The sequence below is a fragment of the Curtobacterium sp. MCBA15_004 genome, from assembly GCF_001865055.2.
Taxonomy (GTDB): Bacteria; Actinomycetota; Actinomycetes; order Actinomycetales; family Microbacteriaceae; genus Curtobacterium.
Genome location: NZ_CP126266.1, coordinates 3,382,371 through 3,396,831, shown reverse-complemented (window position 1 = coordinate 3,396,831; position 14,461 = coordinate 3,382,371). Strand labels below are relative to the sequence as shown.

16 protein-coding genes are annotated in these 14,461 nt (G+C 72.0%); 9 read left to right on the top strand and 7 right to left on the bottom strand.

What is annotated here, in order from left to right:
- Positions 1-7 precede the first annotated feature (7 nt).
- Entirely contained in the window at positions 8-1,384 is a 1,377-nt protein-coding gene (gene glmM, locus QOL16_RS16045; protein ID WP_071285385.1) for a phosphoglucosamine mutase, read from the top strand.
- Between the two features lie 210 nt (positions 1,385-1,594).
- On the opposite strand, the gene coaA is transcribed toward glmM, so the two are convergent.
- Together coaA and QOL16_RS16035 are read right to left on the bottom strand one after the other, a co-directional pair.
- A complete protein-coding gene (coaA, locus tag QOL16_RS16040) occupies positions 1,595-2,539 on the bottom strand; it encodes a type I pantothenate kinase (protein WP_071246076.1) in 945 nt (314 codons plus the stop codon).
- Between the two features lie 196 nt (positions 2,540-2,735).
- Complete coding sequence (locus QOL16_RS16035; protein WP_065959985.1) at positions 2,736-3,221, bottom strand: glutathione peroxidase; 486 nt, start codon at positions 3,219-3,221, stop codon at positions 2,736-2,738.
- A 70-nt stretch (positions 3,222-3,291) separates the two neighbouring features.
- Between QOL16_RS16035 and glmS the strand changes: the two genes are divergently transcribed.
- From glmS to tsaE, 5 genes are read left to right on the top strand one after another with little or no spacing between them, the layout of a single operon-like run.
- Positions 3,292-5,139 (top strand): glutamine--fructose-6-phosphate transaminase (isomerizing), encoded by a 1,848-nt coding sequence (glmS, locus tag QOL16_RS16030; protein ID WP_065959984.1) that lies wholly within the window; start codon positions 3,292-3,294, stop codon positions 5,137-5,139.
- A gap of 5 nt (positions 5,140-5,144) precedes the next feature.
- A complete protein-coding gene (locus QOL16_RS16025; RefSeq protein ID WP_065959981.1) occupies positions 5,145-5,519 on the top strand; it encodes a holo-ACP synthase in 375 nt (124 codons plus the stop codon).
- Positions 5,516-6,619, top strand: coding sequence for an alanine racemase (gene alr / locus QOL16_RS16020; protein ID WP_065959980.1), 1,104 nt, complete (start codon positions 5,516-5,518; stop codon positions 6,617-6,619). Before QOL16_RS16025 ends, alr (QOL16_RS16020) begins: the two co-directional genes overlap by 4 nt.
- Positions 6,616-7,779 carry an alanine racemase gene (alr, locus tag QOL16_RS16015; protein ID WP_065959977.1) on the top strand — a complete coding sequence of 388 codons (1,164 nt, stop codon included), beginning with the start codon at positions 6,616-6,618 and terminating at the stop codon, positions 7,777-7,779. Before alr (QOL16_RS16020) ends, alr (QOL16_RS16015) begins: the two co-directional genes overlap by 4 nt.
- A 59-nt stretch (positions 7,780-7,838) precedes the next feature.
- Complete coding sequence (gene tsaE, locus QOL16_RS16010) at positions 7,839-8,345, top strand: tRNA (adenosine(37)-N6)-threonylcarbamoyltransferase complex ATPase subunit type 1 TsaE (protein WP_071246242.1); 507 nt, start codon at positions 7,839-7,841, stop codon at positions 8,343-8,345.
- 63 nt (positions 8,346-8,408) lie between these two features.
- On the opposite strand, the gene QOL16_RS16005 is transcribed toward tsaE, so the two are convergent.
- From QOL16_RS16005 to QOL16_RS15985, 5 genes are all read right to left on the bottom strand, one after another.
- Positions 8,409-9,164 (bottom strand): glycoside hydrolase family 16 protein, encoded by a 756-nt coding sequence (locus tag QOL16_RS16005; protein ID WP_071246082.1) that lies wholly within the window; start codon positions 9,162-9,164, stop codon positions 8,409-8,411.
- Between the two features lie 166 nt (positions 9,165-9,330).
- Positions 9,331-10,203: a serine hydrolase gene (locus tag QOL16_RS16000; protein WP_175473081.1), complete on the bottom strand. Its 873-nt coding sequence runs from the start codon at positions 10,201-10,203 to the stop codon at positions 9,331-9,333.
- The gene (locus tag QOL16_RS15995; protein WP_175473080.1) at positions 10,175-11,044 is read right to left on the bottom strand and encodes an HTTM domain-containing protein; all 870 of its coding nucleotides are present in this window, start codon (positions 11,042-11,044) and stop codon (positions 10,175-10,177) included. Before QOL16_RS15995 ends, QOL16_RS16000 begins: the two co-directional genes overlap by 29 nt.
- A 95-nt stretch (positions 11,045-11,139) precedes the next feature.
- Complete coding sequence (locus QOL16_RS15990) at positions 11,140-11,706, bottom strand: DUF5819 family protein (protein ID WP_071284290.1); 567 nt, start codon at positions 11,704-11,706, stop codon at positions 11,140-11,142.
- 81 nt (positions 11,707-11,787) lie between these two features.
- On the bottom strand, positions 11,788-12,117 hold the full coding sequence (locus QOL16_RS15985) for a hypothetical protein (RefSeq protein WP_065959969.1): 330 nt from the start codon (positions 12,115-12,117) through the stop codon (positions 11,788-11,790).
- A 103-nt stretch (positions 12,118-12,220) separates the two neighbouring features.
- Here QOL16_RS15985 and tsaB point away from each other — a divergent pair, with 103 nt between their 5' ends.
- From tsaB to tsaD, 3 genes are read left to right on the top strand one after another with little or no spacing between them, the layout of a single operon-like run.
- On the top strand, positions 12,221-12,847 hold the full coding sequence (tsaB, locus tag QOL16_RS15980; protein ID WP_071284287.1) for a tRNA (adenosine(37)-N6)-threonylcarbamoyltransferase complex dimerization subunit type 1 TsaB: 627 nt from the start codon (positions 12,221-12,223) through the stop codon (positions 12,845-12,847).
- Positions 12,844-13,392 carry a ribosomal protein S18-alanine N-acetyltransferase gene (gene rimI / locus QOL16_RS15975; protein WP_370692543.1) on the top strand — a complete coding sequence of 183 codons (549 nt, stop codon included), beginning with the start codon at positions 12,844-12,846 and terminating at the stop codon, positions 13,390-13,392. Before tsaB ends, rimI begins: the two co-directional genes overlap by 4 nt.
- Positions 13,379-14,434 carry a tRNA (adenosine(37)-N6)-threonylcarbamoyltransferase complex transferase subunit TsaD gene (gene tsaD / locus QOL16_RS15970; RefSeq protein WP_065959966.1) on the top strand — a complete coding sequence of 352 codons (1,056 nt, stop codon included), beginning with the start codon at positions 13,379-13,381 and terminating at the stop codon, positions 14,432-14,434. The genes rimI and tsaD overlap by 14 nt, the downstream gene beginning before the upstream one ends.
- Positions 14,435-14,461 lie beyond the last annotated feature (27 nt).

Genomic DNA, 14,461 nt, shown 5'->3' with positions numbered 1-14,461 from the left:
GATCGCAATGCCGCGTCTGTTCGGTACCGACGGTGTTCGTGGACTCGCCAACGGCGAGCTGACGGCCGCGCTGGCTCTGGGTCTCGCCCAGGCCAGCGCGGCCGTGCTCACGCACGGACACCATGCGGACGCCCGTCGGGCGTCCGGTCGACCGCGTCCCCGCGCGGTCCTGGCGCGCGACCCGCGCGTCTCCGGCGAGTTCCTCGGTGCCGCGGTCGCGGCCGGGCTCGCCTCCGCCGGCGTCGACGTGCTCGACGCCGGGGTCATCCCCACCCCCGCTGCCGCGTTCCTCGTCGCGGACATCGACGCCGACTTCGGCGTGATGATCTCCGCGTCGCACAACCCGGCGCCCGACAACGGGATCAAGTTCTTCGCCACGGGCGGCCGCAAGCTCCCGGACGAGGTCGAGGACCGCATCGAAGCGGCCATGCACGACCAGTCCGCTCCGACGCCCACCGGCGCCGACGTCGGCCGGATCACCCGGTTCGCCGACGCCGAGGACCGCTACGTCGTGCACCTGCTCGGCACGCTCCCGCACCGGCTCGACGGCATCCACGTCGTGCTCGACTGCGCGAACGGTGCCGCGGCGGGCGTCTCGCCCGAGGTGTTCGTCAACGCCGGGGCCCGGGTCACCCTGATCGGTGCCGACCCGGACGGCATGAACATCAACGACGGTGTCGGGTCGACGCACATCGACAACCTCGCCGCCGCGGTGCTCGCGGCCGGTGCGGACGTCGGCATCGCGCACGACGGCGACGCCGACCGGTGCCTCGCGGTGGACGCCGCCGGCAACGCGATCGACGGCGACCAGATCATGGCGATCCTCGCGCTGTCGATGCAGGAGCGCGGCATGCTCGTCGACGACACGCTCGTCGCGACCGTGATGTCGAACCTCGGGCTCAAGCGCGCCATGGCGGACGCGGGCATCACGGTGCTCGAGACCGGTGTCGGCGACCGCTACGTGCTCGAGCGGATGACCGAGGGCGGCTACTCGCTCGGTGGCGAGCAGTCCGGTCACATCATCTTCAACGACTACGCGACCACGGGTGACGGCGTCCTCACGGGTCTGCACCTGGTGGCCGAGATGGCGCGCACGGGCAAGACCCTGCAGGAGCTCGCGTCGTGCATGACCGTGTTCCCGCAGGTGCTGCTCAACGTGAAGGGCGTCGACCGGCACGGGCTCGACGACCAGGGCGTGCAGGACGCGGTCACCGCGGCCACCGTTGCGCTCGGGGACGCCGGGCGTGTGCTGCTCCGGCCGTCGGGCACCGAGCCCGTCGTGCGCGTGATGGTCGAGGCGGCGTCGCAGGACGAGGCCCAGCGCGTCGCCGAGGAGCTCGCGGCGGTCGTGCGCGAGCGGCTCACGCTCGATGCGGCGGCGTAGGGCGCGGGCCGGCGCGGCGCTGCCAGGCGGGCTCGTCCGGCCCGGCTGGCTGCCGGCCCGGACGTCCGGGCCGAACTTCGCACAACGGAAAGCAGCTCGCACCACGTGATCACGTGGTGCGAGCTGCTTTCCGTTGTGCGGGAGCACGTCGCGCTGGGCGGCGCCATGCCGCGGACCCGCGCCCCGCGCCGCCCGGCGCCCCGCGCCCCGCTAGATCTTGCGGAGCAGCACCGAGTGCACCTTGTGGTTCGCGCCCTTCTTGAGCACGAGGGTCGCCCGGGAGCGCGTGGGCAGCACGTTCTCGAGCAGGTTCGGCTCGTTGATCGCCCGCCACACCTTCGTCGCGGTGTCGACCGCGTCCTCGCGGGACAACGACGCGAACCGGTGGAAGAAGGAGTCCGGGCTCGCGAACGCCTCCTGCTGCAGGGCCAGGAAGCGGTCGACGTACCAGGACTCGATGTCCTTCGTCTTCGCGTCGACGTAGATCGTGAAGTCGAACAGGTCGGACAGCGCCAGACGACCGTGCACCGGCGGCGCGAGCACGTTGAGCCCCTCGACGATGAGCACGTCGGGCTGCCGCACCACGATCTCGGCGTCCGGGACGATGTCGTAGACCAGGTGCGAGTAGTACGGCGCCCGCACCTCGGTCGCGCCGCTCTTCACCTGGCTGACGAACCGCAGCAGCGCCCGTCGGTCGTAGGACTCCGGGAAGCCCTTGCGGTCCATGATCCCGCGACGCTCGAGCTCGGCGTTCGGGTACAGGAAGCCGTCGGTGGTCACGAGCTCGACGCGCGGGGTGTCCGGCCAGCGCTTCGTCAGCTCACGGAGGAGGCGGGCGACGGTGGACTTGCCGACCGCCACGGACCCGGCGACGCCGATGACGAACGGCGTGCGCCCGGCGCGTTCGCCGAGGAACCGGCTCGTCTCGGCGTGCAGGTCGCGGGCACCGGCGGCGTACAGCGTCAGCAGGCGGGACAGCGGGAGGTAGACCTCCTGCACCTCCTGCATGTCGAGCCGGTCGCCCAGGCCGCGCAGCTGCACGACCTCGGTCTCGGTGAGCGACAGGTGCTCCCTCGGCGCGAGCTGCGACCACTCCGCGCGCGGGATCTCCACGAACGGGGTCGGGTGCGCGACGGTGGCTTCCGTGATCGGCATGGGCACGAGCGTACAGACGGGAGGCGCGGGGCACGTGCGCCGACCGGCTCACGTGCCCCGCGCCTCCCGTCCGGTGCCGCGCGCGCGTCCGCGCGCCATCCGACGGACCGGCGCTGCACGGACCGGTGCTGCACGGACCGGCGCGTGCCGGACCGGTGCTGCCGGCACCGGCGCGTGCCGGACCGGCCCGGTCGGCTCAGGCGGGGAGCGCCGCCTCGATGGCGGCGACGACCTCGGGGGCGTCGGGCTTCGTCGTCGGACGGAAGCGGGTGACGGTGCCGTCGGGGGCGACGAGGAACTTCTCGAAGTTCCACGCGACGCGGCCGGCCTTGCCGGAGGCGTCCGGGGTCTCCTTGAGGGCCTGGTAGAGCGGGTGGGCACCCTTGCCGTTGACCTTGACCTTCTCGGACATCGGGAAGGTCACGCCCCACGTGGTGGAGCAGTACTCCTCGATCGCCTCGGACGAGCCGAGCTCCTGCAGGAACTGGTTGCTCGGGAAGCCGAGCACCGTGAAGCCCCGCGGGCCGTAGGTCTCCTGGAGCGCCTCGAGCTGCTCGTACTGGGGTGCCAGCCCGCAGCGCGAGGCGACGTTCACGACGAGCACCGCCCGGTCGGAGAACTGTCCGAAGGTGGTCTGCTCGCCCTGCAGTGTGGTGATCGCGATGTCGTCGAAGCGGCCCATGGTCCAAACGTTATCCCCGGTACCCGTGCTCCGCAGGGTGGGCGGCCGGACACACCGTAGGATCGTCGGCATGTGTGGAATCGTGGGTTACGTCGGTGACAAGAGCAGCCAGGAGGTCCTCCTCGGTGGGCTGCGGCGGCTCGAGTACCGGGGCTACGACTCGGCGGGCATCGCCGTCGTCGACGGCGGGCACGAGCTCGCCTCGGCGAAGAAGGCCGGCAAGCTCCAGGCCCTGGTCGACGACCTGGCCGAGCACCCGATCGCCGACGGCGGAACGGGCATCGGCCACACCCGCTGGGCGACGCACGGCGGCCCCACCGACGGCAACGCGCACCCGCACCTGGCCGACGGCGGCAAGCTCGCCCTCATCCACAACGGCATCATCGAGAACTTCGCGCCGCTGAAGGACGAACTCCTCGCCGAGGGCGTGACCTTCAGCAGCGAGACCGACACCGAGGTCGCGGCACACCTGGTCGGCCGGGCGTTCCGCGAGACCGGCGACCTGACCACCGCGATGCAGCAGGTCGTGCAGCGACTCGAGGGCGCCTTCACGCTCCTCGTCGTGCACGCCGAGCAGCCGGGCGTCGTCGTCGGTGCCCGCCGCAACTCCCCGCTCGTGGTCGGCCTCGGCGACGGCGAGAACTTCATGGGCTCCGACGTGGCCGCGTTCGTCGCGTACACGCAGCGCGCGCTCGCGATCGGCCAGGACGAGATCGCCACGATCCGGCCCGGTGGGGTCGAGGTCATCGGCTTCGACGGCTCCCCGGCGACGCCCGTCGAGTTCGAGGTCACCTGGGACGCCAGCGCCGCCGACAAGGGCGGCTGGAGCTCGTTCATGGCGAAGGAGATCAGCGAGGAGCCCGAGGCCGTCGCCAAGACCGTGCTCGGCCGCGTCCACGACGGCGCCGTGACCCTCACCGACCTCGACCCGATCGCCGACCGCCTGCAGCAGGTGGACCGCGTCATCGTCATCGCCTGCGGGACCGCGGCCTACGCCGGCATCCTCGGCAAGTACGCGATCGAGCAGTGGGCCCGCATCCCGGTCGAGGTCGAGCTCGCGCACGAGTTCCGGTACCGCAGCCCCGTGCTCGACGGGCGCACGCTCGTGGTCTCGATCAGCCAGTCCGGCGAGACCATGGACACGCTCATGGCCGTCAAGTACGCCCGCGAGCAGGGCGCCCAGGTGCTCTCGATCTGCAACACCCAGGGCGCGACCATCCCGCGCGAGTCCGACGCCGTGATCTACACGCACGCCGGTCCCGAGGTCGCGGTCGCGTCGACCAAGGCCTTCATCGCCCAGGGCGTCGCGCTGTACCTGCTCGGGCTGCACCTCGCGACCCTGCGCGGGACGCTCACCACCGAGGAGATCGCCGAGCAGGTCGCCGAGCTCGAGGGCCTCGCGCCGAAGCTCCAGCAGACCATCGACGACGCGTCCGGGGTCGCCGAGCTGGCGAAGTGGATGGCGGACACCCGCAGCGTGCTGTTCCTCGGTCGCCACGTCGGCTACCCGATCGCGCTCGAGGGTGCGCTCAAGCTCAAGGAGCTCGCGTACATCCACGCCGAGGGCTTCGCTGCGGGCGAGCTCAAGCACGGGCCGATCGCCCTGATCGAGCCCGGCCAGATCGTCTTCGTCATCGTGCCGTCGCCGCGCGACCCGCGCTCGCTGCACCCCAAGGTCGTCTCGAACATCCAGGAGATCCGCGCCCGCGGTGCCCGGGTGATCGCGATCGCCGAGGAAGGCGACGCCGCGGTGCTGCCCTTCGCCGACGAGGTCCTGCGCATCCCGCTCGCGACGCCGCTGTTCGAGCCGCTGCTCGCCGTGGCGCCGCTGCACATGTTCGGCATGGAGCTCGCCGCTGCCAAGGGGCTCGACGTCGACCAGCCGCGGAACCTCGCGAAGTCGGTCACCGTCGAGTAGTCGCGGTGATCATCGGCATCGGGGTCGACGTCGTCGACACGGAGCGGTTCCGGAGCGTGCTCGACCGCACCCCCGCGCTCCGGGCGCGGCTGTTCACCCCGGCCGAACTGCTGCGCGACGGTGAACCCCGGTCGGTGACCTCGCTGGCCGCGCGGTTCGCCGCCAAGGAAGCGCTCATCAAGGCCTTCGGGTCGAGCGCGGGGCTGAGCTGGCAGGAGCTCGAGGTCGTCGCGGACGACCAGCGGAACCCGTCGCTCACCCTGCACGAGGGCGCCCAGCGCGTCGCGGACGACCGGGGCGTCGCATCGGTGCACCTGTCGCTCTCGCACGACGGCGGGATCGCGACGGCGTTCGTCGTCATCGAAGGGAAGGGCGCATGAGCGCGTACACGGGCATCACGGTCTCCCGCGAGGCGCTCATCGCCAACTACGCGACCGTCGCCGACCGGGTCGCACCGGCGGGGGTCATCGCGGTCGTCAAGGCGAACGGCTACGGCCACGGGGCCCTCGACGCCGCGCGGGCCTTCGTCGACGCGGGCGCGGAGTGGCTCGGCGTCGCCGACCTCGACGAGGGCATCGCGCTCCGCCAGGCCGGGGTCGACCGGCACGTGCGGATCCTCGCGTGGTTGCACGCCCCCGACGAGGACTTCCGGCGCGCGGCACAGTACGACGTCACCCCCGCGGTGTCGAGCGTCGAGCAGCTCGCCGCCGCAGCCGACTCCGAGGTCCCCGCCGTGCACCTGTGCGTCGACACCGGGCTGAGCCGGAACGGTGCGGTCGAGTCCGAGTGGGCCGAGCTCTTCGCGGTGGCGGGACGGATCCGGCAGCAGGGCGGGCGGACACGGGTCGAGGGACTCATGTCGCACCTGTCGAACGCGTCACGCGCCGACGACCTCGACCAGGACGCCGCCCTGCGGCGCGCGCTCGACGGACTCGCGGCCAACGGTGTCGTCCCGGACGTGGTGCACCTGGCCGCGAGTGCCGCGGGCATCGCCGTCCCCGAGACCCGGCACGACGCCGCCCGGGTCGGTCTCGCGCTGTACGGCCTGAGCCCCTTCGCCGACCGGACCTCGGCCGACCTCGGCCTGCGCCCCGCCATGCGCGTGACCGCCGCGGTGCTCCGGACGGTCCCGGTGCCGGCGGGCGACGGGGTGAGCTACGGCTACACCTGGCGGGCGGCGACCGACACCCGCCTCGCGGTGATCGGCCTCGGCTACTCGGACGGGTTCGACCGCGACTTCGGCAACCACGTCTCGGTGCGCATCGGTGACCGTCGGTTCCCGGTCGTGGGTCGCGTGGCCATGAACGCCATGCACATCGACATCGGCGACGCGGACGTGCAGGTCGGCGACGAGGTCGTGCTCTGGGGCGACCCGGCTGACGGCGACCCGGCGGTCGAGGAGTGGGCCACCGCGATCGGCACCATCAACTACGAGGTGGTCGCCCGGGTCGGCCGCAGCGTCGAACGGAGGACGACGTGAACGCGCCGCTGCGACGGGCCCGGATCGACCTCGACGCCTACCGCTCGAACCTCGACCTGGTCCGGGGCTGGATGGAGCCGGTCGAGGTGATGGCGATCATGAAGGCCGACGCCTACGGGCACGGCCTCGAACCGATCGCCCTCGCGGCCGTCGACGCCGGTGTCCGGTGGATCGGCGTGCTCACGGTCCCCGACGCGCTGCGCCTGCGCGCGATCGGCGTCGGCGAGGACGTCCACCTGTTCACGTGGCAGCACGACCCCGCACTCGACTTCCGCGACGCGATCGACTCCGCGGTGGACCTCGGCGTCTCGAACGCGGCCGAGCTCCAGCGGGTCGTCGACGCCGTCGACCAGCGTCCGGCCCGGGTCCACCTCGGGGTCGACTCCGGCCTGCACCGCGACGGTGCGACCCCGGACGCCTGGCCCGCGCTCGTCGCGCTCGCCGTCGACGCGCAGCGTGCCGGTCGCATCGAGGTCGTCGCCGCGTACACGCACCTCGCCGAGTCGTCGGACGACGACGACAGCGCGGCCGTCGCGGTCTTCGACGCCGCGGTCGCACAGGCCGAGGACCTCGGGCTCGACGTGCCGTTCGAGCACGTCGCCGCGTCCCTGGCCGGGCTCGAGCGCAAGGAGTTCCGCAAGGACATGGTCCGGATGGGGGCGAACCTGTTCGGCATCCCCGGCGCGGACGGCGTCTCGGCGGCCGACCTCGGGCTCGAGCCGGTGATGACCCTGACGGCCTCGGTCGCGAAGACCAAGCGCGTCCCGGTCGACACCGGCGTCTCCTACGACTACACCTACCGCACCGCGCGGGAGACCACGCTGGCGCTCGTCCCGGTCGGGTACGCCGACGGGGTGCCGCGTCGCGCCCAGGGGCGGGTCGAGGTGACGATCGCCGGCCGCCGGTACCCGGTCGCCGGTCGCGTCGCGATGGACCAGTTCCTCGTCGACGTCGGCGACGACGACGTGCGCGTCGGGGACACCGTCGTGCTCTTCGGCACGGGGGAGCACGACGAGATGACCGTCATCGAGTGGGGCGAGGCGCTCGGCACCATCGGTGAGGAGATCACCTGCCGCATCGGTGCCCGGGTGCCGCGCGAGTACGAGGGTCACGAGGTCGAGGGCCGGGTCGGCTCGTGGCTGCGGGGGGAGCAGCCGTGACCGACGAGCGCGCGGACGACGGCGTGCAGGACGCCGCCGTCGACGGTGCTGCCCGCGTCCTGCTCGACACCACGGTCTCGACGACCGACGAGACGACCGCGCTCGGTGCCCGGCTCGCCGCGGTGCTCCGGGCCGGCGACCTGGTCGTCCTGACCGGACCGCTCGGGGCGGGCAAGACCACCCTCACGCGCGGCCTCGGCGCCGCACTCGGCGCTCGTGGCCAGGTGTCGAGCCCGACGTTCGTGCTCGCCCGGACCCACCCGACGACGGCCGGCCCGGACCTGGTGCACGTGGACGCCTACCGACTGTCCGACCCGCTCGAGCTCGACGACCTCGACCTCGACTGGGACGGCTCGATCGTCGTGGTCGAGTGGGGGCGCGGCTTCGTCGACGGCGTCTCGGACGCGGTGCTCGAAATCGAGATCACCCGGGCCACCGGCGGAGCGGCCCCGGCCGGCCACGACGGACCCGAGGCCGAGGCCACCGACCCGGACGACGTGCCCGACGAGCCGCGTCGCGTGGTCGTCACCGCGACCGGTGCCCGGTGGGCGGACACCACGCTCTGACCGCCGTGCCCCCGGCGCCCGGGGCATGACCCCGGGCGCCGGGGACCGGTGCCGCGTCGGCGCCTAGGGGCGGTAGGCCGACATCGACACCCAGTCGATGGTGAGGTGCCCCGCCTTGCCCCAGTTCCCGGTCTGGAACATGAAGCGGTGCGGCGTCGTCGGCACGTCGCGGGTCACGGTCTGCAGCACCCGACCGTCGACGAGGTACGTGACGCTCTTCCCCGGGATCCACTGGATCGTGTAGGTGTGCCACTGCCGCCACGAGACGCCGGTGCCGGCGCTGACGGCCTGGACCTCGTTGCCCGGGGTCATCGAGTGGTGGTGGGCCCACGGCTCCGCGTCGAAGTCGCCCTCGGGGAAGTCGAGCTCGCCCTCGGACCAGACGTTCGACGTCGGCCACAGGATGAACGCCGCGCCGTTCCCGTCCGCGCCGACCGCCTTCGCCCGCACGCTGAACGAGCCGCCGACGTTCGACCAGGCTCCGCGCTTCGTGCCGAACGTGCCGGCGGCACCGCGCGACCCGCTCAGCGTGACGTCGAGCACGCCGTCGTGCGCGCTCACCTGCGAGCCGGACCAGTACTTCCCGTCGCCCATGCCGTCGGGGTAGGGCTGCCAGGAGTCCTGGTACCGCGCAGCGAACCGGCCGTTCGCCGCCGCCGGGGTGGTGAAGTCCTCGCGGAACGTCTGGACGAACGTGCCGGCGCGCTTCGGCGGCGTGGCCGCCTCCGCGTGGTCGGGCGCCTGGGCGAGGGGAGCGGCGACGAGCGCCGAGGCGAGGAGGGCGGTGGTGAGGACCACCCGGACGGTACGGTTGCGCATGACGGACCCTTCCTGGGTGCGGGCCTTCCGTGGATCACCGCACCCTGCGGGCCGACCCGACGGCCCGCAGGGTGGCTTGTCGGTCGACACGCCGTTCTCGACAGCACCGTGACGTACCCCACTCCGGGGGACGTCCGCTCGTCATCGCCACGAGGACGCCCGCGGTTCAGGGACGGTGCGTGCCTCCGGAGCGCATCTCCTTCAGGAGTTCCACCGTCATCCGCTCCAGCCGCGTACCGAGACCGAGGCCATGAGCGACCACGACTTGAGTCCCGTCGAGCGGTCTGATCGCGCACGCTCGGCTGTGGCGGGTCGCGCCGTTGATCACGTCGGCTCCCGGCGCTCGTTGCCAGCCGGGCGGCGTCCCCGAGGTCAGCAACGCGGTGCTGAGGAACGAGCACAGGTCGTCGAACGTCGACCAGACACCGCCGGCTGCGGCGTACGGTCCCGCACCGACGGACCATGGCGTGAGTGCGCGGCCGCCGCGGTCCCGCGGCAGCACGCGATCCCTCGGCGGAGGGTGGAGTACCGCGGTCTTGACTCCCGCTGGGCGGAGGACTTCGTCGGTGGCCCACGCCCACCAGTCGCCGGTCACCTCGTCGAGGACCTCGCCGAGGACGGCGTACCCGAGGTTGGAGTAGAGGAGGTCGCCTCGGCGGAGCAACGGCGTCACGACCGCCGGGTCGAGGCGGCGTCCGACCACGTCGGCGTACGGGTCGCGCTGGAAGAACGCTCTGATCGGGTGGGCCATGCGAGGCAGGCCCGAACGATGACGGAGAACCTCGTCGACGGAGAAGTGCGCTCCCGTCAGTCGGGGGACCACCCGAACGACCTCGTGGCCGTCCTCGATCAGACCCCGGTCGACAGCGATCCGCACGGCGGTCGCCGTGACCGCCTTCGTGATGCTGCCCCACTCGACCAGGCGCTCGGGAGCGTACGGCTCGACGTGGTCGCGCAGCATCTCCAGATGACCGGTCGCGTCCACCTTGCCGGCGATCCAGGCCCCTGTGTCATTCCTCGAACGACGGAACAGGTTCACGGTGCACCTTCCTGATCGTCCGCGTGACCGCGCGCGTGGCTGTTCGAACCACCAGCCCGGCCCGGCGGGCCATCCGCTCGGCATGTGCATCGACGAAGACGAGGTCGAGGGCGATCATCACGAGTGCGAACGACGTGAGGTTCATGAGCAGCGCTATCCCGGCATGGAACACGACCATCGCGGAGACGGCGATCGGCCGCCCGGCCCGGAACAGTACGAAAGCGGGGAAGAAGACGGACACCAGCACGGTCGCGTAAGCGGCAACGACGAGGGCCCAACCGAAGTGGAAGAGGAGCGGAGTGACCTCCGGCCAGAAGAACTCTGGGACTCGGAGGATGTAGTACAGCGCTGTGCCGTCTTGCCACAGCTGGCCCTGGACCTTGTAGAGACCGGCGAGGAGGTAGACGATGCAGACCTGCGCGGCGATGAGGAGCAGCCCGGTGTTGTGGGCGACGGATGTCCCGATCGTGGGCGCGCCGCGCCTCGGCTTCGATGGCACCGCGATCCGGTCGTAGCACCTGGTGAGCAGGAGGAAGGGGATCACCAGGACGACGAGGTTGTCTCCGCCGTCCATGAGCGTGGGATTCGTCATGTACAACGACCAGATGAAGGCGCCGTGCAATCCGAGCAAGACGCGACCACCGACGCCGACCGTGACCAGGACGGCGAGCGCAAGACCTGTGTGGAAGACGGCCTCGAACCAGGCTGGGGAATCGCTCACCATGTACAGGCTGACTGCGCCGCGTTCGGCGAGGATGGCACGTGTCATGTCCGCGCCGTACAGGCCGTCCGGTCCGAACAAGAAGCGCCGCTCAGCGTATCCCGTGACGTAGAACGCCACGGAGACGAGACCGACCGTGGCCCTGAGGAGACAAACCGCAGTGGGCGAATGCGGTCGGTCACTCAACCAACGGACAATGCGATCGACGATCGCGGTCACTGCAGCACGACCCATCCGGATTCCTCCACGCGCGTGTTCTCCTGGTCGTCCTCCGCAGTCCGTCTGGACCAGCCAGGGAACCGGTGGAACACGTACCGGAACTGGGCCGCCGAGGCCTGCGAACCGTCGGCGCAACCCACCCGGTGTGCGGCGTAGCGGGCCAATGTCTGTTCGGCGTCCCGTTCCGCCTTGCGGGCCACCTCGGTGAGCTCGCGCGGGCGATCGATGTCCTTCTCCGCGAGGCGTTGGCTGACGGGGTCTTGCATGAACCGTTGGACGAGGAGGTTGCTCACGATCCGGCTCTCCCTCGACGGGAAGACCCTTCTCGAGTTGGACCTGACGATCGCCGGGGTCGTGATGTCGGTGAACTCGGTGTTTCCGCGTCGGCAGGCGAGCCGGGCGAGGACTCCTCGCTCCTCGCTGATCGGATCGGGGGCGAAGAGCTGCCAGCTCTGCGAGAACCAGGGTTCGATGCGATGTGCGATGGGCGCGAGCGCGAAACTGATCGGAGTGACCGGGCCCGCGAGGACGAGGGCGAGCAGCGTGTAGCTGCTGACGACCACGGCAGAGGCTGCACAGAGCATCCGTCTCTTCATGATTCCTCCGGCGGGGGTGGCGCTCCGCACACAGAGCGCCACCCCGGGTCAGCGGTCGAAGTAGTCGGCTTCGAGGTCGGCCGTCTCGCCGTTCGGCAACGATGACCGCCCCACGACGCTCGCCCACGAGAGGACCTTCGCCGCGTCGCGTGGGGAAGTTGCCGCCTTGAAACCCGCGTAGAGGGCCTTCGCCACTCCGCCGACGCCACGGGGATCCTGTCCTTCGCCAGTGCCGTTCAGGGTCGGGCTCGTCGCGGCATGCTGCATCGCCGGAGTCGAGGGTCCGGTCTGAGCGGAAGCACCCGCTGTCGGCACGAGGACCGTCGCGGCGATGATCGCGGTGAGTGTCGCTGCGGTGGCAGGCTTCACGTTCTTCATGAGTCTCCTTCCATCGAGGTGTCTGATGTGCAACGTACTGAACATCAGTTCACGGGGCAAGGGGGAAAGATCCCGCGCGTTCCGACGCGCCTACGATGGACGCGTGCTCCTCGCCATCGACACGTCCGCCGGCACCTCGGTCGCCGTCGTCGACCCCGCCTCCGGCCGCGCGGTCGCCGAGCGCAGCACCGACGACTCCCGCCGGCACGCCGAGGTCGTCGGCCCGTTCCTCGCCGAGGTCCTCGCCGAGGCCGGCATCACCGGTGCCGACGTCACCGGCGTGGTCGCCGGCATGGGGCCCGGGCCCTTCACCGGCCTGCGCGTCGGCATCGCCGCCGCGCGCACCTTCGCCGCGGCACGCGGCGTCCCCGTCCTCCCGCTCGTCAGCCACGACGCGGTCGCGGCCGACGAGGAGCAGGACGGGCCGTTCGTCGTCCTGACGGACGCGCGCCGGCGCGAGGTCTACTGGAGCGCCTACGACCGGACCGGCACGCGCGTCGCGGGGCCGGGACTCGCCAGGCCCGCCGACCTGGACGAGGCGATCCGCGCCTCCCGTCCGGATGCGGTGGGCTGGGACCGCGTGACCGTCGCGACCATCCCGGCCTGGAGGCTCGGGGCGCTCGCCGCGGACCGGCTCGCCTCCGGCGCGCCCTTCGCCGACGACAGCCCGCTGTACCTGCGCGACCCCGACGTGACGATGCCGGGGGCCCCGAAGCGGGTGGTCCGGTGAGCGCACCGTCCCTGCCCGACGGGCTGCGGATGCGCCGGGCGGTGCCGCAGGACCTCGACGACGTGATGTGGCTCGAGCGGGTCTCGTTCCCGACGGACGCGTGGTCGGCATCGCAGATGTCCGGTGAGCTGTGGTCCCCGCACGGGTACTACGTCGTCGTGGAGACCACCGACGACGGGGCTCCGTCGATCGTCGGCTACGGCGGCCTGTCCTCGCTCGCGGGGAACCCCGTCGCCGACGTGCAGACCATCGCCGTCGCGGCCGAGCAGCGGGGGAGGGGCGTCGGGAAGGCGCTCTTCACGGAGCTGCTCGACGAGGCACGGCGTCGCGGCGTGCACGAGGTGTTCCTCGAGGTCCGCGCCGACAACCCCGTGGCCCAGGCCATGTACACGGCGGCCGGCTTCGAACGGATCGCCGTGCGCCCCCGCTACTACCAACCCGACGGCGTCGACGCCTGGGTGATGCGCGCGGAACTGCCCGCCGCCGCTCCCACCACGTCGACCGTCGGACCCGTCGGACAGGAGACCCTCGATGAGCGCGGCTGAACCCCTGGTGCTGGGCATCGAGACGAGCTGTGACGAGACCGGCGTGGGGATCGTCCGCGGGACCACGCTGCTCGCCAACGTCATCGCGTCGAGCATGGACGAGCACGCCCGGTACGGCGGTGTCGTGCCCGAGGTCGCCGCCAGGGCGCACCTCGAGGCGATGACGCCCACCCTGCACGAGGCGCTCGACCGCGCGGGCGTGACGCTCGACGAACTCGACGCGGTCGCGGTCACCGCGGGCCCGGGCCTCGCGGGCGCCCTCATGGTCGGCGTCGGAGCGGCGAAGGCCCTCGCGGTCGCGACGGGGAAGCCGCTGTACGGCGTGAACCACCTCGTCGGGCACGTGGGTGCGGACGTCCTGCGCGCCGACGGTTCCGCGATCGAGCTGCCGACGGTGGCGCTCCTCGTGTCCGGCGGGCACACCTCGCTGCTGCTCGTGCGCGACCTGGTCGGCGACGTCGAGCTCCTCGGCGAGACGATCGACGACGCCGCGGGCGAGGCGTTCGACAAGGTCGCGCGGCTCCTCGGCCTGCCGTACCCCGGCGGCCCGCAGATCGACCGTGCGGCGGCCGAGGGCGACCCGACGGCGATCCGGTTCCCCCGCGGGCTGACCCTGCCGAAGGACATGGCCGCGCACCGCTACGACTTCTCGTTCTCGGGGCTCAAGACGGCCGTGGCGCGCTGGGTGGAGAAGTGCCGCGACGAGGGCCGCGAGGTCCCGGTCGCCGACGTCGCCGCGAGCTTCCGCGAGGCCGTGGTCGACGTGCTCCTGACGAAGGCGCTCGCCGCGTGCCGGGACACCGGCGTGGACCGGCTGCTGCTCGGCGGCGGCGTGGTCGCGAACGCGCGGCTCCGGGCCGTGGCCGAGGAACGCTGCGCCGCCGCCGGGGTCGCGCTGCGGATCCCGCCGTTCGACCTGTGCACCGACAACGGCGCGATGATCGCCGCGGTGGGCGCACGCCTGGTCGCCGAGGGGCACGCGCCGAGCGACCTCGGGCTCGCGGCCGACTCGACCCTGCCGGTGACGACCGTCCAGGTCTGACCGGGCCGCCCCTCCAGCACCGGGTGG

Bases quoted from the DNA above. Each gene is read 5' to 3' on its own strand.
- QOL16_RS16005 (WP_071246082.1), bottom strand. From the start codon at position 9,164: ATGCGCAACCGTACCGTCCGGGTGGTCCTCACCACCGCCCTCCTCGCC.
- glmS (WP_065959984.1), top strand. From the start codon at position 3,292: ATGTGTGGAATCGTGGGTTACGTCGGTGACAAGAGCAGCCAGGAGGTC.
- QOL16_RS16035 (WP_065959985.1), bottom strand. From the start codon at position 3,221: ATGGGCCGCTTCGACGACATCGCGATCACCACACTGCAGGGCGAGCAG.
- QOL16_RS15985 (WP_065959969.1), bottom strand. From the start codon at position 12,117: ATGAAGAACGTGAAGCCTGCCACCGCAGCGACACTCACCGCGATCATC.
- tsaD (WP_065959966.1), top strand. From the start codon at position 13,379: ATGAGCGCGGCTGAACCCCTGGTGCTGGGCATCGAGACGAGCTGTGAC.
- glmM (WP_071285385.1), top strand. From the start codon at position 8: ATGCCGCGTCTGTTCGGTACCGACGGTGTTCGTGGACTCGCCAACGGC.
- coaA (WP_071246076.1), bottom strand. From the start codon at position 2,539: ATGCCGATCACGGAAGCCACCGTCGCGCACCCGACCCCGTTCGTGGAG.
- alr (WP_065959980.1), top strand. From the start codon at position 5,516: ATGAGCGCGTACACGGGCATCACGGTCTCCCGCGAGGCGCTCATCGCC.